1 protein-coding gene (only partly in view) is annotated in these 22,453 nt (G+C 72.7%); it reads left to right on the plus strand.

Annotation, left to right across the window (positions count from 1 at the left end; all coding sequences use genetic code 11):
* A protein-coding gene (locus tag IE305_RS18690) for a type I polyketide synthase (protein WP_190130788.1) crosses the window boundary here: on the plus strand, positions 1–22,453 show its 5' portion. 7,469 nt of this gene lie beyond the right edge of the window; only the first 22,453 of its 29,922 coding nucleotides appear in the window; the start codon lies at positions 1–3; the stop codon falls past the right edge of the window.

Genomic DNA, 22,453 nt, shown 5'->3' on the forward strand with positions numbered 1-22,453 from the left:
ATGAGTGGATCCGAGGATTTCACGCACGGAACCAGCGACGTGAAGGGCTCGGCCCCGCACGGCACGGCCGACGCCGCGCACGACGCTCACCCCTGGCAGGAACGCCTCGCCGGGCTCTCCGCCACCGAGCAGGAGAAGACCCTCCGCGACTGGGTCACCACCCTCGTCCGGGCCTCCCTCCGCGACGCCGCCCCCGCCGTCCTCGACCCGGAAAAGCCCTTCCTCGACCTGGGCTTCGACTCGCTCGCCGCCGTCGACCTGCACAGCAGGCTCACCGCCGGCACCGGACTGCGGCTGCCCGTCACCCTCCCCTTCGACTTCCCCACCCCCGCCGCGCTCGCCCGCCGGCTGCGCACCGAACTCCTCGGCCTCGCCGACGACACCGAGGACCAGCCGGCCGTGCCCGCCGCCTTCGCCGACGACGAGCCCATCGCCATCGTCGGAATGGGCTGCCGCTACCCCGGCGACGTGCATTCCCCCGACGACCTGTGGAACGTCGCGGTCACCGGCACCGACGCCGTCACCGAATTCCCGGCCGGCCGCGGCTGGGACCTGGCCGGCCTCTTCGACCCCGACCCCGACCACCCCGGCACCAGCTACGCCCGCGAGGGCGGATTCCTGCACGACGCCGACCAATTCGACCCCGCATTCTTCGGCATTTCCCCGCGCGAAGCCCTCGCCATGGACCCGCAGCAGCGCCTGCTGCTGGAAGTCTCCTGGGAAGCCTTCGAACGCGCCGGAATCGACCCCGCCGGATTCCGCGGCGGCCGCGTCGGCGTGTTCGTCGGCGCCGAGGCCCAGGACTACGGCCCCCGCCTGCACGAGGCCGAGGAGGGCTACGAGGGCTACCTCGTCACCGGCAACGCCGCCAGCGTCGCCTCCGGCCGCATCGCCTACACCTTCGGCTTCGAAGGCCCCACCGTCACCGTCGACACCGCCTGCTCCTCCTCCCTCGCCGCGCTCCACCTCGCCGTGCAGTCCCTGCGCAACGGCGAATGCACCGTCGCCCTCGCCGGCGGCGTCGCCGTCATGGCCAACCCCGGCTCCTTCATCGCCTTCAGCCGCCAGCGCGGCCTCGCCCCCGACGGCCGCTGCAAGCCCTTCGCCGCCGCCGCCGACGGCACCGCCTGGGGCGAGGGTGCCGGCATGCTCCTCGTCGAGCGGCTCTCCGACGCCCGCAAGAACGGCCACCCCGTCCTCGCCGTCGTCCGCGGCACCGCCATCAACCAGGACGGCGCCAGCAACGGCCTCACCGCCCCCAACGGCCCCGCCCAGCAGCGCGTCATCCGCCAGGCCCTCGCCAACGCCGGCCTCACCCCCGCCGACGTCGACGCCGTCGAGGCCCACGGCACCGGCACCAAGCTCGGCGACCCCATCGAGGCCCAGGCCCTCCTCGCCACCTACGGCCAGGGCCGCGACGACGACCAGCCGCTGCTCCTCGGCTCCCTCAAGTCCAACATCGGCCACACCCAGGCCGCCGCCGGCGTCGCAGGCGTCATCAAGATGGTCATGGCCATGCGCCACGGCGTCCTGCCCGGCACCCTCCACGTCGACGCGCCCACCCCGCACGTCGACTGGACGGCAGGCGCCGTCGAACTGCTCACCGAAGCCCGCGAGTGGCCCGAGGCGGGCGACCGTCCGCGCCGCGCGGGTGTGTCGTCGTTCGGCATGAGCGGCACCAACGCCCACGCCATCATCGAGCAGGCGCCGGAGGCAGGCGCGGAAGAGAACGCTGCGGAGGACACCGACGGCACGCCGGGCAGCGCGGACGAGGCGGCGGACGCCTTCGACCCGTTCGACGCCCTCGACCCGTTCGATGCCTTGGACGCCCTGGACGCGGCCCCCACCGCGGACGCCGCGCCCGTCACCCCGGCAGCCCGGCCCCACCAGCCGTGGGTCCTCTCCGCCAAGACCGCCGACGCCCTCCGCGACCAGGCCCGGCGCCTCCACGCCCACCTCGACGCCCACCCCGACGCGTCCGCCACCGACGTGGGCCACTCCCTCGCCACCACCCGGGCCACCTTCGAGCACCGCGCCGTCGTCACCGGCACCGACCGCGACGCCCTCCTCGCCGGCCTGCGCGCCCTCGCCGACGGCGACACCCAGGCCCCCGACGCCTCCGTCGTCCAGGGCACGGCCACCGCCGGCCGCCTCGCCTACCTGTTCACGGGCCAGGGCAGCCAGCGCCCCGGCATGGGCCACGACCTCTACACGACGTACCCCGTCTTCGCCGACGCCCTCGACGACGCCTGCTGGTACCTCGACGAGCACCTCGAACGGCCCCTGCTGGACGTCATGTTCGCCGAGCCCGGCACCCCGGACGCCGAGCTGCTGCACTGCACCGAATACACCCAGCCCGCACTCTTCGCCCTCCAGGTCGCCCTCTTCCGGCTCCTCGAGTCCCAGGGCGTCACCCCCGACGTGCTCACCGGCCACTCGATCGGCGAACTGGCCGCCGCCCACGCCGCCGGCGTCCTCTCCCTGGAGGACGCCGCCGCCCTCGTCGCCGCCCGCGGCCGCCTCATGCAGCAACTCCCCGAAGGCGGCGCCATGGTGGCCGTCGAGGCCGCCGAGGACGAAGTGCTGCCACTGCTCGCCGGCCACGAGGACACGGCCGGCATCGCCGCCGTCAACGGCCCCACCGCCGTCGTCGTGTCCGGCGACGAGACCGTTGTCGAGCACATCGCCGGGCACTTCCGCGACCAGGGCCGCAAGACCAAGCGGCTCACCGTCAGCCACGCCTTCCACTCGCCCCTCATGGACGGCATGCTGGACGAGTTCCGCCGCATCGCCCAGGTCCTGGACTACCGGGCCCCGCGCATCCCCGTCGTCTCCGCGCTCACCGGCGCCCCCGTCCCGGGCGACGAGCTGACCTCGCCGGAGTTCTGGGTCCGCCACGTCCGCGACGCCGTCCGCTTCCTCGACGCCGTCCGCTCCCTGGAGGCCGAAGGCGTCACCACCTACGTCGAGCTCGGCCCCGACGGCGTCCTGTCGGCCATGGCCCAGGACTGCGTCACCGGCGACGGCGCCGCCTTCCTGCCCACCCTGCGCGCCGGCCGCGACGAGCCGCAGACCCTGCACGCCGCCGTCGCCCACGCCCACGTCCGCGGCGCCACCGTCGACTGGGCGGCCGCCTACGCCGGCACCGGCGCGCGCCGCATCGAACTGCCCACGTACGCGTTCCAGCGCCAGAGCTACTGGCTGGACGCCGCCTCCGCGACCCGCGCCACCGGCACCTCCGGGGCCGACGCGGCCGCGGACGCCGCCGACGCCCGCTTCTGGGACGCCGTCGAACGCCACGACCTCGACTCCCTCTCCACCGAACTCGCCGTCGGCCCCGACCAGCCCCTCACCGACCTGCTGCCCGCCCTGTCGGCGTGGCGCAAGCGCCAGCGCGACCACTCCCTCATCGACAGCTGGCGCTACCGCGTCACCTGGAAGCCGCTGGGGGACCTGGCGGGCGGGCACGCGGGCGGCCACGCGGGCGCTGCGGGTGCGGGCCACTGGCTCGTTGTTGTCCCGGTGAAGGACGAGGGCAGCGGTGCGGGCACCGTCGTCGGTGACATCGTCACCGCCCTGGAGGAGCGCGGCGTACGCGTCCGGCGCATCGACGTACGGCACGACGAGGCGTCGGACCGTGCCGCGCTGGCCGGACGACTCACCGATGCCGATGCCGATGCCGATGCCGATGCCGAGGCTGTGGGTGTGCTGTCGCTGCTGGCCCTCGACGAGGCCCACGGCCCCGCCGCCACCGCCACCCTCCTCCAGGCGCTGGGCGACGCCGGCATCGCCGCGCCCCTGTGGTGCGCCACCCAGGGTGCCGTCACCACCGGCCGCGCCGACCACGTCCGCAGCGCACGACAGGCCGCGCACTGGGGCGTGGGCCGCGTCGCCGCCATCGAACTGCCCGAACGCTGGGGCGGCCTCGTCGACCTCCCCGAGACCCTCGACCAGCGCGCCGCCGCCCGCCTTACCACCGTCCTGCTGAGCACCGGCGGGAACGGCCACGGCGAGAACGAGGTCGCGGTCCGTCCTTCGGGTATGTTCGGACGCCGGCTGGTCCGCGCCGACCACTCCGGCACCGCAACCGACGCCTCCGCCGCCGAGTGGAGCCCGCGCGGCACCGTCCTCATCACAGGCGGCACCGGCGCCCTCGGCACCCGCATCGCCCGTCACCTCGCCGCCAACGGCGCCGAACACCTCGTCCTGGCCGGCCGCCGCGGCACCGACGCGCCCGGCGCCACCGAGCTGCGCGACGAACTCACCGCCGCCGGCTGCCGGGTCACCGTCGCCGCCTGCGACGCCGCCGACCGCGACGCGCTGCGCGACCTGCTCGCCGGCATCCCCGCCGAGCACCCGCTCACCACCGTCATCCACGCGGCCGGCGTCCTCGACGACGGCGTCCTGGACGGGCTCACGCCCGAGCGGTTCGAGCACGTACTGCGCGCCAAGGCCACCGCCGCGCAGAACCTCCACGAGCTGACCCGCGACCTGGCCCCGGACCTGTCGGCGTTCGTGCTGTTCTCGTCCGTCACCGCCACGCTGGGCGCCGCCGGCCAGGCCAACTACGCCGCCGCGAACGCCTGCCTCGACGCCCTCGCCGAGCAGCGCCGCGCCGAGGGCCTGCCCGCCACCTCCGTGGCCTGGGGCCCGTGGGCCGACAGCGGCATGGCCGCCGACGAAGCCCTCGAACGCCGCATGCGCCGCGAGGGCATGCCCCCCATGGACCCCGGCCTGGCCGTGCAGGCCCTGGCCGGCGTCCTCGCTGGGGCTGGCTCCGCGGCCGACGCCGTGCTGACGGTCGCCGACATCGACTGGGGCCGGTACGCCCGCGACAACGCCGCCGTCCGCCCCCACCCCCTGATCGCCGAACTGCCCGAGGTGCAGGAAGCCCGGGCCGCGGACGGCGCCGCCCGCGTCGTCTCCGACGCCGACGCCGTCACCACCCTCGCCGAACGCCTCTTCGGGCTGCGCGGCGACGAGCAGGACCGCATCCTCCTCGACCTCGTCCGCACCCAGGTGGCCACCGTCCTCGGGCACGGGAGCGCCGACGCCGTCGAAGCCGACCGCGCCTTCAAGGAGCTCGGCTTCGACTCGCTCTCCGCCGTCGAGCTCCGCAACCGCCTCGGCGCCGCCACCGACCTCACCCTCCCCGCGACGCTCGTCTACGACTACCCGACCGCGTCCGCGCTCGCCGGCCACCTGCGCGACGAACTGCTCGGCGACGTCGTCACCGCCGATGCTGCCGCCACGGCCGCCGGCCGGCCGACGGGCCCGGGCACCGCCACCGACAGCGACCCCGTGGTCATCGTCGCCATGAGCTGCCGCTTCCCCGGCGGCATCGAGTCGCCCGAGCAGCTGTGGCAGCTGCTCGCCCAGGGCGACGACGCCATCACGGCCTTCCCCACCGACCGCGGCTGGAACCTCGACCGCCTCTACCACCCCGACCCCGACCGGCAGGGCACCTCGTACGTCCGCGAGGGCGGCTTCCTCACCGGCGCCGACCGGTTCGACGCCGACTTCTTCGGCATCTCGCCGCGCGAGGCCCTCGCCATGGACCCGCAGCAGCGCCTGCTGCTGGAAACCTCGTGGGAGGTGCTGGAGCGCGCCGGCATCGACCCGACCTCGCTGCGCGGCAGCCGCACCGGCGTCTACGCCGGCACCAACGGCCAGGACTACGCCTCCCTCATCACCACCCCGCCCAAGGGCCTCGAAGGCCACCTGGGCACCGGCAACGCCGCCAGCGTCGTCTCCGGCCGCGTCTCCTACGTCTTCGGCTTCGAAGGCCCGGCCGTCACGGTCGACACGGCCTGCTCGTCCTCCCTGGTCACCCTGCACTTGGCGGTCCAGGCGCTGCGCAACGGCGAGTGCGACCTGGCGCTCGCGGGCGGCGTCACCGTGATGTCCACGCCCGAGGCGTTCGTCGACTTCAGCCGCCAGCGGGGTCTTGCCGCCGACGGCCGGGTCAAGGCCTTCGCGGCCGGTGCGGACGGCACCGGCTGGTCCGAGGGCGTCGGCATGCTGCTGGTGGAGCGACTGTCCGATGCGCGGAAGCACGGTCACCCGGTGCTGGTGGTCGTGCGGGGCACGGCGATCAACCAGGACGGTGCGAGCAACGGTCTGACGGCGCCGAACGGTCCGTCGCAGCAGCGCGTCATCCGGCAGGCGCTGGCGTCCGCCGGCCTGTCCGCTGCGGACGTGGACGCGGTGGAGGCGCACGGCACGGGTACGACGCTCGGTGACCCCATCGAGGCGCAGGCGCTGCTGGCCACGTACGGGCGCGAGCGCGCGGCCGAGAACCGGCCGCTGTGGCTGGGGTCTGTGAAGTCCAACATCGGTCACACTCAGGCTGCTGCGGGTGTTGCGGGCATCATCAAGATGGTGCTGGCGATGCAGCACGGCGTGCTGCCGCAGACGCTCCACGTCGACGAGCCGTCGGCACACGTGGACTGGGCCGCGGGTGCGGTCGAGCTGCTGACGGAGGCCCGCGACTGGCCGGCCACGGACGACCGTCCGCGCCGCGCCGGCATCTCGGCCTTCGGCCTCAGCGGGACCAACGCCCACGCGATCCTGGAGCAGGCGCCGGAGACGGAGCCCGTACAGGGTGCGTCCATGGGTGCTCCGGCGGTGCTGCCGTACGTGCTGTCGGCGAAGGACGAGGCGGGGCTGCGCGCGCAGGCGGCGCGGCTGCGGGCTCACTTGGAGGAGCGGCCGGATGCTGCTGCCTCCGTTGATGTTGCGTTCAGCTTGGCGACGGGGCGCGCGGCGCTTGACCAGCGTGCTGTTGTGGTTGCCGGTGAGCGGGCGGCTCTTGTCGATGCGCTCGGTGCGCTGGCGGCGGGGGAGAAGGCCGCTGGTCTGGTGCGGGGCGCGGTGGACGGCGGCGGCCGCGGCAAGGTCGCGTTCCTGTTCACCGGGCAGGGCAGTCAGCGGCTGGGGATGGGGCGTGAGTTGTACGACGCCTATCCGGTGTTCGCCGACGCGCTTGATGCGGTGTGTGCGGAGCTGGATGGTCACCTGCGGGTGCCGCTGAGGGACGTGCTGTTCGGCGCGGATGCGGCTGTTCTGGAGCGGACGGAGTTCGCGCAGCCTGCGTTGTTCGCGGTCGAGGTGGCGCTGTTCCGGCTGGTGGAGGCATGGGGCGTTACGCCCGACTTCCTTTCCGGTCACTCTGTTGGTGAGATTGCTGCTGCGCATGTGGCGGGGGTTTTCTCGCTGGCTGATGCGTGTGCGCTGGTGGCGGCTCGTGGTCGTCTGATGCAGGAGCTGCCTGCGGGTGGCGCGATGGTGGCCGTGCAGGCCACCGAGGAGGAAGTCACCCCGTACCTGACCGACCAGGTGGGCATTGCTGCCATTAACGGCCCGTCGTCGGTGGTGATTTCCGGCGATGAGGCTGTGGCGCTGGAGATCGCCGACCGTTTTGCGGCGGACGGTCGTAAGAAGCGTCGCCTGAGCGTCAGTCACGCGTTCCATTCGCCGTTGATGGACGGCATGTTGGCGGCGTTCGGGGAGGTGGCCGCTGGGATCAGCTACAGCGAGCCGCGTGTCCCGGTCGTGTCCAATCTGACCGGTGCGTTGGTGTCCGGTGAGGAGATGTCCTCGCCGGAGTTCTGGGTGCGGCACGTCCGTGAGGCCGTCCGCTTCCATGACGGTGTGCGGGTGCTGGAGGCCGAGGGCGTCACGACCTTCATCGAGCTCGGGCCCGATGGCGTGCTGTCGGCCATGGCTCAGGAGAGCGTCGCAGATGGTGCCTTCGTGCCCGTCCTGCGCCGCGACCGCGCCGAGGCCGAGACGCTGACCGCCGCGCTCGCCCAGGCCCATGTCCGTGGCGTGACCGTCGACTGGACCGCGTACTACGCCGGTACGGGGGCCCGCCGTGTCGATCTGCCCACGTACGCTTTCCAGCGCGAGCGCTACTGGCCCGGCCCCGAGGCCATGCGCACCGGGGACCTGGAGCCGGTCGGTCTCACCGTCGCCGGTCATCCGCTGCTGGGTGCTGCGGTGGGGCTCGCCGACAGCGATGGGTTCCTGTTCACGGGTGTGTTGTCGGCTGGTGCGCCGGGGTGGCTTGCGGACCATGTGGTGCTGGGCTCTGTTCTGCTGCCGGGTACGGCGTTTGTGGAGTTGGCTCTGCATGCGGGTAGTCGTGTGGGGGCTGGTCGGCTCGATGAGCTGACGCTGGAGGCGCCGTTGGTGCTTCCTGACGGTGTGGGTGTGCGGGTGCAGTTGATGGTGGAGGCTGCGGATGCGGCCGGTCACCGTTCGTTCAGCGTGTACTCGCGACGCCAGGACGCGCTCGGCGGCGAGCCGTGGACGCGTCACGCCACCGGTGTGCTCGTGGACGGGCCCGTCGCCGACGGGTCGGACGAGCTGGCCGTGTGGCCGCCGGCCGGTGCGACGGCCCTCCCCGTTGAGGGGCTGTACGAGGAGCTGGCGGGCGACGGTCTGGCGTACGGGCCGATGTTCCGTGGGCTGCGCGCGGTGTGGCGCCGTGGCACCGACCTCTTCGCCGAGGTCGCCCTCCCCGAGGACGCGCGGGAGGACGCCGCTCTCTACGGTGTCCACCCCGCCCTGCTGGACGCCGCACTGCACGCCGTCGGCATCGACAGCGCCGACGAGCTGGGCGAGCTGAGCGCCGGGCCGCACATTCCCTTCGCGTGGAGCGGTGTGTCGCTGCGGGCGGCGGGTGCGTCGGTGCTGCGGGTGCGGTTGTCGGTGCTGCGTCCGGGTGCGGTGTCGCTGCTGGTGGCCGATGGTGTGGGTCAGCCGGTTGCGGTCGTCGACTCGGTGGCGTTGCGTGCCGCGTCTGCGGAGGGTGTGCGGGCTGCCGGGCGTGTCGAGTCGCTGTTCGGGGTGGAGTGGGTTGCCGCTCCGGCCGCCGGGGCGACGAGTGGTGCCGGCGAGGTCGTGACGCTGGGCGTCGACGGGCTGCGGTCGCTGATGGAGTCGGTCGACGCCGGTGCGCCGGTGCCCGGCACGGTCGTCGTGGACGGCAGTGCGGCCGATGAGGCGGGTCAGGCGTTCGGCGCGACGACGGTGCGTGATGCGGTGCAGCGCGTGCTGGGTGTGGTCCAGGAGTGGCTGGCCGACGAGCGTTGTGCCGATGCGCGTCTGGTGTTGGTGACGCGTGGTGCGGTGGAGGTGCTGCCGGGCGAGGGTGTGGCCGATCTGGCGGCTGCTGCGGTGCGTGGTCTGTTCCGTTCGGCGCAGTCCGAGCACCCGGGCCGGTTCGTGATGGTCGACCTCGACGCATCCGTCGAGGCGGTCGACCCGGCGTGGTTGGCCCTGGACGAGCCCGAACTCGCCGTCCGTGACGGTGTCGTACGGGTGCCGCGCCTCGTGCGTGCCGCCGTGGCCGAGGGAGACGCTGCCGGGGCGCCGGCGTTCGGCGAGGGCTCGGTGCTGGTCACCGGCGCCACGGGTACCCTCGGCCGGCTCGTGGCCCGGCACCTGGTGACCGAGCACGGCATCCGTCACCTGCTGCTCGTCAGCCGCAGCGGCATGCAGGCCGAGGGCGCCGACGAGCTGGTCGCCGGCCTCCGGGAGCTGGGCGCCGACGTCACCCTGGCCGCGTGCGACGTGGCCGACCGCGAGCAGCTGGCCGCACTGCTGGAGTCGGTGTCTGCCGAGCACCCGTTGAGTGCTGTGGTGCATGCGGCCGGTGTGATCGACGACGGTGTGATCACGTCGTTGTCGGCGGAGCGGGTGGGCGGTGTGCTGCGTCCGAAGGTGGATGCGGCCTGGAACCTGCACGAGCTCACCCGCGACTTCGATCTGTCCGCATTCGTGCTGTTCTCCGGTGCGGCCGCCACGTTCGGTGCTGCCGGACAGGCGAGCTATGCCGCTGCGAATGCCTTCCTTGAGGCGCTGGCGCAGCAGCGTCGTGCCGAGGGTCTGCCGGCTGTTGCTCTGGCGTGGGGTCTGTGGGCCCAGGCGAGCGGTATGACCGGGCACCTCAGCGATCTCGACCTGCGCCGCATCGCACGTGACGGCATGGTGCCCCTCTCCTCCGAGGAGGGCCTGGAGCTCTTCGACGTGGCGTGTGCGGCTGCCGAGGCGCCGGTGGTGCTGCCGATGCGGCTCGACCTGGCCGCGCTCCAGTCGTCGGCCGCCGCTGAGGGCGGTGTGCAGCCGCTGTTGCGGGGCATCGTCCGCGTACCCGTGCGCCGCGCGGCCGACAACGGCACCGCTGGCGCCGGGAACGCCGCCTCCTCCTCCCTGGCCCAGCGCCTCGTCGCGCTGTCCTCCGTCGAGCAGGACCGCGAGCTGCTGGAACTCGTCCTGCGTGCCGTGGCCGGTGTCCTCGGTTACAGCGGCTCGCGCACGGTGGAGTCCAGCCGCGCGTTCAAGGAGCTCGGCTTCGACTCGCTGACCGCCGTCGAACTGCGCAACTCCCTGAACTCCGTCACCGGTCTGCGCCTGCCGGCCACGCTGGTCTTCGACTACCCGACGCCGGCCGACCTCGCCCGCTACCTGCGCGACGAACTCGTCGGCACGGACGCCGCCCCGGTGGTGACCATGACGGCGGGCGGCGGTACGGCCGGAGTCGTCACTGGTGTCGTCGACGACCCGGTGGTGATCGTCGGCATGAGCTGCCGGTTCCCGGGTGGCGTGGAGTCGCCGGAGGACCTGTGGCGACTGGTGCTCTCGGGCAGCGACGGCATTTCCGGTTTCCCGGTCGACCGCGGCTGGGACGTCGAGCGGCTCTACCACCCGGACCCCGACCATGCGGGGACGTCGTACACGCGTGAGGGTGGCTTCCTGCACGGTGCGGGCGAGTTCGACCCGGCGTTCTTCGGGATTTCGCCGCGTGAGGCTCTGGCGATGGACCCGCAGCAGCGTCTGCTGCTGGAGACGTCGTGGGAGGCGTTCGAGCGGGCCGGTATCGACCCGACGGCGCTGCGGGGCAGCCGCACCGGTGTCTTCGCCGGTGTGATGTACCACGACTATCTGGCGGGTCTTGCCACCTTCCCGGAGGGTGTCGAGGGCTACATCGGCACGGGCAACGCGGGCAGCATCGCCTCGGGCCGGGTGGCCTACACCTTCGGCCTGGAAGGCCCGGCGGTGACGGTGGACACGGCGTGTTCGTCGTCGCTGGTGGCCCTGCACTTGGCCGTGCAGGCGCTGCGCAACGGTGAGTGCGACATGGCGCTCGCCGGTGGTGTGGCGGTCATGGCCACGCCGGAGACGTTCATCGACTTCAGCCGCCAGCGCGGTCTCGCCGTCGACGGCCGCTGCAAGTCCTTCGCCGACGCCGCCGACGGCACCGGCTGGGGCGAAGGTGTCGGCATGCTGCTCGTGGAGCGGCTGTCCGATGCGCGGAAGCACGGTCACCCGGTGCTGGCGGTCGTGCGGGGTTCGGCGATCAACCAGGACGGTGCGAGCAACGGTCTGACGGCGCCGAATGGTCCGTCGCAGCAGCGTGTGATCCGGGCGGCGCTGGCCTCGGCCGGTCTGTCGGCCGCGGATGTGGATGCGGTGGAGGCACACGGTACGGGTACGACGCTGGGTGACCCGATCGAGGCGCAGGCGCTGCTGGCCACGTACGGGCGTGAGCGCGCGGCCGAGGACCGGCCCCTGTGGCTCGGTTCCATCAAGTCGAACATCGGTCACACGCAGGCCGCGGCCGGTGTCGCGGGCATCATCAAGATGGTGATGGCCATGCGGCACGGCGTGCTGCCGCAGACCCTCCACGTCGACGAGCCGTCGCGGAAGATCGACTGGGCGGCGGGCGCGGTCGAGCTGCTGACCGAAACCCGTGAGTGGCCGGGCACGGACGACCGTCCGCGCCGGGCGGGCGTGTCCTCGTTCGGCATCAGTGGCACGAACGCGCACACCATCATCGAGCAGGCCCCGGAGACCGGCAGCCACAGCGAGCCGGCGGACGAGACGGCCGCCACGCCGCCGGTCCTGCCGCTGGTGCTGTCGGCCAAGGGCGACGACGCACTCCGGGACCAGGCCCGCCTGCTGCGGGGCCGTCTGCTGGCGGACGCCGACGCGCGGCTGCACGACGTCGCCTACTCGCTGGCCGTGGGCCGCGCCGGCCTCGAAGACCGGGCCGTGGTCGTCGCCCACGACCGCGAGCAGGCACTGGCTGCCCTCGACGCGTTCGCCGAGGGCCGCGACGCGACGGGGACCGTGACGGGGTCGGCTGCCGGCGGGGGCCGGGTGGCGTTCCTGTTCACGGGTCAGGGGAGCCAGCGGCTGGGGATGGGGCGTGAGCTGTACGCGTCGTACCCGGTGTTCGCCGACGCGCTGGACGCGGTGTGTGCGGAGCTGGACGGTCTGCTGCGGGTGCCGCTGAAGGACGTGCTGTTCGGCGATGACGCGGGTGTTCTGGAGCGGACGGAGTTCGCTCAGCCTGCGCTGTTCGCGGTCGAGGTGGCGCTGTTCCGGCTGATGGAGGCTTGGGGTGTTACCCCTGACTTCCTTTCCGGCCACTCGATCGGTGAGATTGCTGCTGCGCATGTGGCGGGTGTGTTCTCGCTCGCTGATGCGTGTGCGCTGGTCGCTGCCCGTGGGCGGCTGATGCAGGAGCTGCCTGCGGGTGGCGCGATGGTGGCCGTGCAGGCCACCGAGGACGAGATCACGCCTGAGCTGGTCGACGACGTGAGCATCGCTGCGATCAACGGCCCGATGTCGGTCGTCGTCGCCGGTGACGAGACGACGGTTCTGGAGATCGCTGAGCGTTTTGCGGCGCAGGGTCGTAAGACGCGTCAGCTGAGCGTCAGCCATGCGTTCCACTCGCCGCTGATGGACGGCATGCTGGACGCGTTCCGGGAGGTGGCCGCCGGGATCAGCTACAGCGAGCCGCGCATTCCGCTCGTCTCCAACCTGACCGGCGCGCTGGTGTCGGAGGAGGTGACGTCGCCCGACTTCTGGGTGCGCCACGTCCGCGAGGCCGTCCGTTTCCACGACGGCGTGCGGGTGCTGGAGGCCGAAGGCGTCACCACGTTCATCGAGCTCGGTCCGGACGGTGTCCTCACCGCCCTCGCGCAGGACTTCGTCGAGACCGGCGACGCCGCTTTCGGCGCCGCCCTGCGCCGCGACCGGTCCGAGGCCGAGACCCTGACCGCGGCTGTCGCCCTGGCACACGTCCACGGCGTGGCCGTCGACTGGCACGCGTACTTCGCCGGTATGGGTGCGCGCCGCGTCGACCTGCCCACGTACGCCTTCCAGCGCCGGCGCTACTGGCTGGAGAGCCCGGCCGCCGGCCCGGCCGGCGGCACGGCGTCGTCCGACCCGGTCGACGCGCGCTTCTGGGACGCCGTCGAGCGGGAGGACTGGCCCTCGATCGCCGCCGAGCTGGCCGTGCAGCCGGACCAGCCCGCGAGCGACGTGTGGCCCGCCCTCTCGGCGTGGCGCCGGCAGCAGCGCGAGCAGGCCGAGCTCGACGGCTGGCGCTACCGGGTGACCTGGCAGCCCCTGCCCGAATTCCGCCCCGCGCCCCTCTCCGGCACCTGGCTGGTGGCTGTTCCCGAGGAGGGAGCAGGCGCCGATGTTGTCGATGGTCTGACTGTGCGGGGTGCCGAGGTCCGGCAGCTGGTGACGGGTGCGGCGGGTGAGCTCGACCGAGGGCAGCTGGCCGCTCTTGTCGCCGAGGGTTCGTACTCCGGTGTGGTGTCGCTGCTGCCGGACGCCGTCTCGACGGCCGCGCTGGTGCAGGCGCTGGGTGATGCGGGTGTCGGCGCGCCGCTGTGGTGCGTCACGAGCGGTGCCGTCGCCACGGCACTCTCGGACCGCGTCCGTGACGTGGCCCAGGCCGCTGTGTGGGGTCTGGGGCGTGTGGTTGCGCTGGAGTACCCCGAGCGGTGGGGTGGTCTGGTCGACCTGCCCGAGGGTGTTGACGCGCGGGTGCTGGACCGGCTGGCGGGTGTGCTTGCCGGCGAGTCCGGCGAGTCCGGCGAGGACCAGGTGGCCGTGCGGGCGTCGGGCGTCTTTGCCCGTCGTCTGGTGCGTGCCACCGGCGGCGACGGTGGTGGTGAGTGGTCGGCCGGCGGTTCTGTGCTGGTGACCGGTGGTACCGGTGCACTGGGTGCCGAGGTGTCGCGTTGGCTGGTGGCGCGTGGTGCTGAGCATGTGGTGCTGACCAGCCGTCGAGGTCTTGAGGCGCCGGGTGCTGTGGAGCTGGAGGCCGAGCTGAAGGCCACCGGCGCGAAGGTCACCATTGCCGCTTGCGATGTCACCGACCGCAGCGCTCTCGCCGCGCTGCTGGAGTCGCTGCCGACGGAGTATCCGCTGACGGCGGTGTTCCACGCCGCCGGCGTCCTGGACGACGGTGTGCTGGAGGGGCTGACCCCCGAGCGCTTCGAGCGGGTCCTGCACGCCAAGGCGTCGGCTGCGGTGAATCTCCACGAGCTCACGCAGGACCTCGACCTGTCGGCGTTCGTTCTCTTCTCCTCCATCGCCGGCACCCTCGGTGCCGCCGGTCAGGCGAACTACGCTGCTGCGAACGCGTTCCTCGACGCGCTCGCCGAGCAGCGTCGCGCTGCCGGTCTGCCGGCCACGTCCATCGCGTGGGGCCCGTGGGCCGAAGGCGGCATGGCCGCCGACAACGAGATCGAACGCAGGCTGCGCCGCGAGGGTCTCGCCCCCATGGCCCCCGCCACCGCCCTGCGGGCGCTCGGGCAGGCCCTCGGCCGGCCCGAGGCCACCGTGATGGTCGCCGACGTGGACTGGAGCCTCCTCGCTCCCGTGATCACGGCGGCCCGGCCCAGCAACCTCTTCGCCGAACTCCTCAAGGAGCAGACGGACCAGGCCGGCGGCACTCCCGCCGCGGGCCAGGCCGGCGCGGGCCGGCCGTCCGCCGGCAGCGGTTCCGGGCTGGTCGACCGGCTCGCCGGCCTGACCGGCACCGAGCGCGACCGGGAGCTCCTCGAGCTCGTCCGGGCGCAGGTCGCCGCCGTTCTCGCGTACGACGGCACCGACGCCGTCGACTCGGACCGGGCCTTCCGCGAGCTGGGCTTCGACTCCCTCACCGCCGTCGAGCTCCGCAACCGCCTCGGCGCCGCCACGGGCCTGCGCCTCCCCACCACCCTCGTCTACGACTACCCGACCGCCTCCGAGCTGGCCGGCTACCTGCGCTCCGAGCTGTTCGGCCGCGAACCCGCCGCCGACACCGCCCTCCCGGCCGTCACCGGCACCACCGTCGCCACCGACGACGACCCCGTCGTCATCGTGTCGATGAGCTGCCGCTTCCCCGGCGGCATCGAGTCGCCGGAGCAGCTGTGGCAGCTGCTCGTCTCCGGCGGCGACGCCATCACCGCCTTCCCCGCCGACCGGGGCTGGGACGTCGACGCGCTCTACGACCCGGAGCCCGGCAAGGCGGGCAAGACCTACACCCGCGAGGGCGGCTTCCTCGCCGGCGCCGACCGGTTCGACGCCGACTTCTTCGGCATCTCGCCGCGCGAGGCGCTCGCCATGGACCCGCAGCAGCGTCTGCTGCTTGAGACGTCGTGGGAGGCGTTCGAGCGGGCCGGCATCGACCCGGCGACGCTGCGCGGCAGTCAGGCCGGTGTGTTCGTCGGCACCAACGGCCAGGACTACCTGTCCCTGCTGATGAAGGCCCCCGAGGGCCACGGCCTGGAGGGCCACCTCGGCACGGGCAACGCCGCGAGCGTCGTCTCCGGCCGCGTCGCCTACGTCTTCGGCCTGGAGGGCCCGGCGGTCACCGTCGACACGGCGTGCTCGTCGTCGCTGGTCGCCCTGCACTGGGCGGCCCAGGCGCTGCGGCAGGGCGAGTGCTCGCTGGCCCTCGTCGGCGGCGTCACCGTGATGACGACCCCCGAGAACTTCGTCGACTTCAGCCGCCAGCGCGGCCTCGCCGCCGACGGCCGCATCAAGGCCTTCGCAGCCGGTGCGGACGGCACCGGTTGGGGCGAGGGTGTCGGCATGCTGCTCGTGGAGCGGCTGTCCGACGCGCGGAAGAACGGCCACCCGGTACTCGCGGTCGTCCGTGGCTCGGCCATCAACCAGGACGGTGCGAGCAACGGCCTCACGGCACCGAACGGCCCGTCGCAGCAGCGCGTCATTCAGCAGGCGCTGGCGTCCGCAGGTCTGTCCGCTGCTGATGTGGACGCGGTGGAGGCGCACGGCACCGGTACGACGCTCGGTGACCCGATCGAGGCCCAGGCGCTGCTGGCCACCTACGGCCAGGGCCGGGACGAGGACCAGCCGCTGTGGCTCGGTTCGATCAAGTCCAACATCGGCCACACGCAGGCCGCCGCGGGTGTCGCCGGGCTCATCAAGATGGTGCTCGCGATGCAGCACGGTGTGCTGCCGCAGACCCTCCACGTCGACGAGCCGACGCCGCACGTCGACTGGTCCGCGGGTGCCGTGTCCCTGCTGACCGAGACCACGCCGTGGCCCGGCACCGACCGCCCGCGCCGAGCCGGCGTGTCGTCGTTCGGCATCAGCGGGACCAACGCCCACGCGATCCTGGAGCAGGCGCCGGAGACGGAGTCCGCGCAGGGTGCGTCCATGGGTGCTCCGGCTGTGCTGCCGTACGTGTTGTCGGCGAAGGACGAGGCGGGGCTGCGCGCGCAGGCGGCGCGGCTGCGGGCTCACCTGGAGGAGCGGCCGGATGCTGCTGCCTCTGTTGATGTTGCGTTCAGTCTGGCGACGGGTCGTGCGGCGCTTGACCAGCGTGCTGTTGTGGTTGCCGGTGAGCGGGTGGCTCTTGTCGATGCGCTCGGTGCGCTGGCGGCGGGGGAGAAGGCCGCTGGTCTGGTGCGGGGCACGGTGGACGGCGGGCGCGGGAAGACTGCGTTCCTGTTCACCGGGCAGGGCAGCCAGCGAATCGGTATGGGGCGTGAGCTGTACGACGCCTATCCGGTCTTCGCGGACGCGCTTGATGCGGTGTGCGCCGAGCTGGACGGTCACCTGCGGCTGCCGCTGTACGAGGTGATGTTCGGCGACGACGCGGAGCTGCTGGAGCGGACGGAGTTCGCTCAGCCGGCGCTGTTCGCCGTCGAGGTGGCGCTGTTCCGGCTCGTCGAGGCGTGGGGTCTCACGACCGATGCGCTGGCCGGCCATTCGATCGGTGAGATTGCTGCTGCGCATGTGGCGGGTGTGTTCTCGCTGGCTGATGCGTGTGCGCTGGTCGCGGCCCGTGGCCGTTTGATGCAGGAGCTGCCTGCGGGCGGTGCGATGGTGGCCGTGCAGGCCACCGAGGAGGAAGTCACCCCGTACCTGACCGATCTGGTCGGTATTGCTGCGATCAATGGCCCGTCGTCGGTGGTCGTTTCCGGTGACGAGGCGGCGGTTCTGGAGATCGCGGCCCGCTTCGAGGCGGACGGTCGTAAGACGCGTCGCCTGAGCGTGAGCCATGCGTTCCACTCGCCGTTGATGGACGGCATGTTGGGCGCGTTCCGGGAGGTGGCCGCTGGGATCAGCTACAGCGAGCCGCGTGTCCCGGTCGTCTCCAATCTGACTGGTGGACTCGTCGCAGGTGACGAGATGGCATCGCCTGACTTCTGGGTGCGGCACGTGCGTGAGGCCGTCCGCTTCCACGACGGTGTGCAGGCTCTCCTCGCCGAGGGCGTGACGACGTTCGTGGAGCTCGGGCCCGACGGTGTGCTGTCGGGCATGGCGCAGCAGTTCGTCGATGCGGATGCCGTCTTCGTGCCCGTCCTGCGTCGCGACCGCGCCGAGACCGAGACGCTGACCACCGCCCTCGCCCAGGCGTACACGCGCGGTATTGCCGTCGACTGGCACGCGTACTACGCCACGACCGGCGCCCGCCGCGTCGACCTGCCCACGTACGCCTTCCAGCGCGAGCGCTTCTGGCCGGACGTCGCCGGCATCGTCGCGAGTGGTGACCCCGAGGCCATGGGCCTCAGCGTTGCTGGTCATCCGTTGCTGGGTGCTGTGGTGGGTCTGGCCGACAGTGATGGGTTCCTGTTCACGGGTGTGTTGTCGGCTGGTGCGCCGGGGTGGCTTGCGGACCATGTGGTGCTGGGCTCTGTTCTGCTGCCGGGTACGGCGTTTGTGGAGTTGGCTCTGCATGCGGGAAGCCGTGTGGGGGCTGGTCGGCTCGATGAGCTGACGCTGGAGGCGCCGTTGGTGCTTCCTGACGGTGTGGGTGTGCGGGTGCAGTTGATGGTGGAGGCTGCGGATGCGGCCGGTCACCGTTCGTTCAGCGTGTACTCGCGACGCCAGGACGTGCTGGGTGGCGAGCCGTGGACGCGCCACGCCACCGGCGTGCTCGCGAACGACGTCCCCGCCGGCGACGAGGACCTGACCCTTTGGCCGCCGGTCGATGCGACGGCCCTCCCCGTTGAGGGGCTGTACGAGGAGCTGGCAGGCGACGGTCTGGCGTACGGACCGGTGTTCCGCGGGCTGCGCGCGGTGTGGCGGCGTGGCACCGACCTCTTCGCCGAGGTCGCGCTGCCCGACGAGACTCGGGAAGAAGCTGCCCGGTACGGCATGCACCCGGCGCTCCTGGACGCTGCCCTCCACTCCCTCGGCCTGGAGAAGGACGACGAGTCCGCGTCCGGCGCCCTGCTCCCCTTCGCGTGGAGCGGTGTGTCGCTGCGGGCGGCGGGTGCGTCGGTGCTGCGGGTACGGCTGTCCGCGCTGCGTCCGGGTGCAGTGTCGCTGCTGGTGGCCGACGGTGTGGGCCAGCCGGTCGCGGCGGTCGATTCGGTGGCGTTGCGTGCTGCCTCTGCGGAGGGTGTGCGGGCTGCCGGTCGTGTCGAGTCGCTGTTCGGGGTGGAGTGGGTTGCCGCTCCGGCCGCCGGGGCGGCGAATGCTGCCGGTGAGGTCGTGACGCTGGGTGCCGACGGGCTGCGGTCGTTCCTCGCATCGCTCGATGCCGGTGCTGCCGTACCCGCCACCGTGGTGGTCGAGTGCGGCGCGCCGGGCGAGCCCTTCGGCTCCGGCTCCGTACGTGCTTCCGTTCACCGCACGTTGGACGACGTCCAGGTGTGGCTGGCCGATGAGCGTTGTGCGGATGCGCGGTTGGTGTTGGTGACGCGTGGTGCGGTGGAGGTGCTGCCGGGCGAGGGTGTGGCCGATCTGGCGGCTGCTGCGGTGCGTGGTCTGTTCCGTTCGGCGCAGTCGGAGCACCCGGGCCGGTTCGTGATGGTCGACCTCGACGCATCCGTCGAGGCGGTCGACCCGGCCTGGCTGACGCTGGACGAGCCCGAACTGGCCGTCCGTGAGGGGCTGGTGCGCGTTCCGCGTCTCGGCCGTGCCGCGCTGGCGGACGTCGACGGGGATGATGCCTTCGCGGGCGACGGCACGGTTCTGGTGACCGGTGCGACGGGCACGCTGGGCGGGCTCCTGGCCCGTCACCTTGTGACCGAGCACGGCACCCGTCACCTGCTGCTCGTCAGCCGCCGGGGCGCCGAGGCCGAAGGTGCCCAGGAGCTCGCGGAGGAACTGACCGGCCTCGGTGCCGAGTCGGTGACGTGGGCCGCGTGTGACGTCGCCGACCGCGAGGCACTCGCCGGGCTGCTGGAGTCCATACCGGCCGAGCAGCCGCTGCGGGCCGTGGTGCACGCCGCCGGTGTGATCGACGACGGTGTGATCACGTCGTTGTCGCCGGAGCGTGTGGACGGTGTGCTGCGTCCGAAGGTGGACGCGGCCTGGAACCTGCACGAGCTCACCCGCGACTTCGATCTGTCCGCATTCGTGCTGTTCTCCGGTGCGGCCGCCACGTTCGGTGCTGCCGGACAGGCGAGCTATGCCGCCGCGAACGCCTTCCTTGAGGCGCTGGCGCAGCAGCGGCGTGCCGAGGGGCTGCCGGCGGTTGCTCTGGCCTGGGGTCTGTGGGCCCAGGCGAGCGGTATGACCGGGCACCTCAGCGACCTCGACCTGCGGCGCATCAGCCGCGAAGGCGTCGTTCCGCTGTCGTCGGACGAGGGCCTCCACCTCTTCGACGTGGCGTGCTCGGCCGCCGAGGCGCCAGTGGTGCTGCCGATACGGCTGGACCTGGCCGCGCTCCAGTCGTCGGCCGCGGCCGACGGTGGGGTGCAGCCGTTGCTGCGCGGCATCGTCCGCGCACCCGTACGCCGTGCGGCCGGCTCGGCCGTGGACAGCGGCGGCAGCTCGCTCGCGGACCGGCTGGCCGGCCTGGCACGGGCCGAGCGCGAAGAGGTCATGGCCGAACTGGTCCGGGCCCGCGTCGCCTCCGTCCTCGGCCACAGCGGACCGCAGGCCGTCGACGTCGCCCGCGCGTTCAAGGAGCTCGGCTTCGACTCGCTGACCGCCGTCGAACTGCGCAACGAGCTCAACTCGCTCACCGGCCTGCGCCTCCCCGCCACGCTGGTCTTCGACTACCCGACCCCGGCCGACCTCGCCCGGCATCTCTGCGAGGAGCTGGTGGGGACGGACGAGCCCGCTGTCACCGCTGTGCGCGGTGGCACCGCGATCACCGGCGTCGTCGACGACCCGGTGGTGATCGTCGGCATGAGCTGCCGGTTCCCGGGCGGCGTGGAGTCGCCGGAGGACCTGTGGCGACTGGTGCTGTCGGGCAGCGACGGCATTTCGGGTTTCCCGGTCGACCGCGGCTGGGACGTCGAGCGGCTCTACCACCCGGACCCGGACCATGCGGGGACGTCGTACACGCGTGAGGGTGGCTTCCTTCACGGGGCTGGTGAGTTCGATCCGGCGTTCTTCGGTATCTCGCCGCGCGAGGCTCTCGCCATGGACCCGCAGCAGCGTCTGCTGCTGGAGACGTCGTGGGAGGCGTTCGAGCGGGCCGGCATCGACCCGACCGCGCTGCGCGGCAGCCGCACCGGTGTCTTCGCCGGCGTCATGTACCACGACTACCTCGCCGGCATGGCGACGTTCCCCGAGGGCGTCGAGGGCTACATCGGTACCGGTAACGCGGGCAGCATCGCCTCGGGCCGGGTGGCCTACACCTTCGGCCTGGAAGGCCCGGCCGTCACCGTGGACACGGCCTGCTCGTCGTCCCTCGTCGCGCTGCACCTGGCTGCCCAGGCACTCCGCAACGGCGAGTGCGACATGGCGCTCGCCGGCGGTGTGGCGGTCATGGCCACGCCGGAGACGTTCATCGACTTCAGCCGCCAGCGCGGTCTCGCCGTCGACGGCCGCTGCAAGTCCTTCGCCGACGCCGCCGACGGCACCGGCTGGGGCGAAGGCGCGGGCATGCTGCTCGTCGAGCGGCTGTCCGACGCGCGGAAGCACGGCCACCCCGTCCTCGCGGTGGTGCGCGGCTCGGCCATCAACCAGGACGGCGCCAGCAACGGCCTGACCGCGCCCAACGGCCCGTCCCAGCAGCGCGTCATCCGGCAGGCGCTGTCTGCCGCCGGCCTCGCGCCGAGCGAGATCGACGCGGTGGAGGCGCACGGTACGGGCACCAAGCTCGGTGACCCGATCGAGGCGCAGGCGCTGCTGGCCACCTACGGGCGCGAGCGGGCCGAGGAGCAGCCGCTCTACCTCGGTTCGATCAAGTCGAACATCGGTCACACCCAGGCCGCGGCCGGCGTCGCGGGCATCATCAAGATGGTGATGGCCATGCGGCACGGCGTGCTGCCGCAGACCCTCCACGTCGACGAGCCCACCAGCCAGGTGGATTGGGCGGCAGGCGCTGTCTCCCTGCTGACCGAGGCCCGTGAGTGGCCGGAGACCGGTCACCCGCGCCGCGCCGGCGTGTCGTCGTTCGGTATCAGTGGCACCAACGCGCACACCATCATCGAGCAGGCCCCGGACACCGAGCCCGACACCGACCGTACGGACGAGACGGCCATCGCGCCGTCGGTCCTGCCGCTGGTGCTCTCCGCCAAGGGCGGCGACGCGCTCCGGGACCAGGCGCAGCGACTGCGGACGCACCTCCTGGACGAGGCGACGCCTCTGGTCGATGTCGCCCACTCGCTGGCCGTGGGCCGGGCAGGTTTCGAGACGCGGGCCGCGCTGGTGGTCCGCGACCGTGAGCAGGCCCTCGCCGGCCTGGAGGCGCTGGCCGCCGGCCGCGACGCCGCCGGCCTGGTCCACGGCTCGCCGACCGGCGGGAAGACCGCCTTCCTCTTCACGGGGCAGGGCAGCCAGCGGCTCGGCATGGGCCGTGAGCTGTACGAGGCGTACCCGGTGTTCGCCGAGGCACTCGACGCGGTGTGCGCGGAGCTGGACACGCACCTCCGCCGCCCGCTGAAGGACGTGCTCTTCGGCGAGGACGCGGCGGTGCTCGACCGCACGGAGTTCGCCCAGCCGGCGCTCTTCGCGGTCGAGGTCGCTCTCTTCCGCCTGGTGGAGACCTGGGGCATGAAGCCCGACGCGCTCTCCGGTCACTCGATCGGCGAGATCGCTGCCGCGCACGTGGCCGGCGTGTTCTCGCTGGCTGATGCGTGTGCGCTGGTCGCTGCCCGTGGCCGCCTGATGCAGGAGCTGCCTGCGGGTGGCGCGATGGTGGCCGTCCAGGCCACTGAGAGTGAGATCGAGCTCGTCGACGGTGTGAGCGTCGCTGCGATCAACGGCCCGGCGTCGGTCG

The sequence above is a fragment of the Streptomyces mashuensis genome, assembly GCF_014654785.1.
GTDB classification, from domain to species: domain Bacteria; phylum Actinomycetota; class Actinomycetes; order Streptomycetales; family Streptomycetaceae; genus Streptomyces; species Streptomyces mashuensis.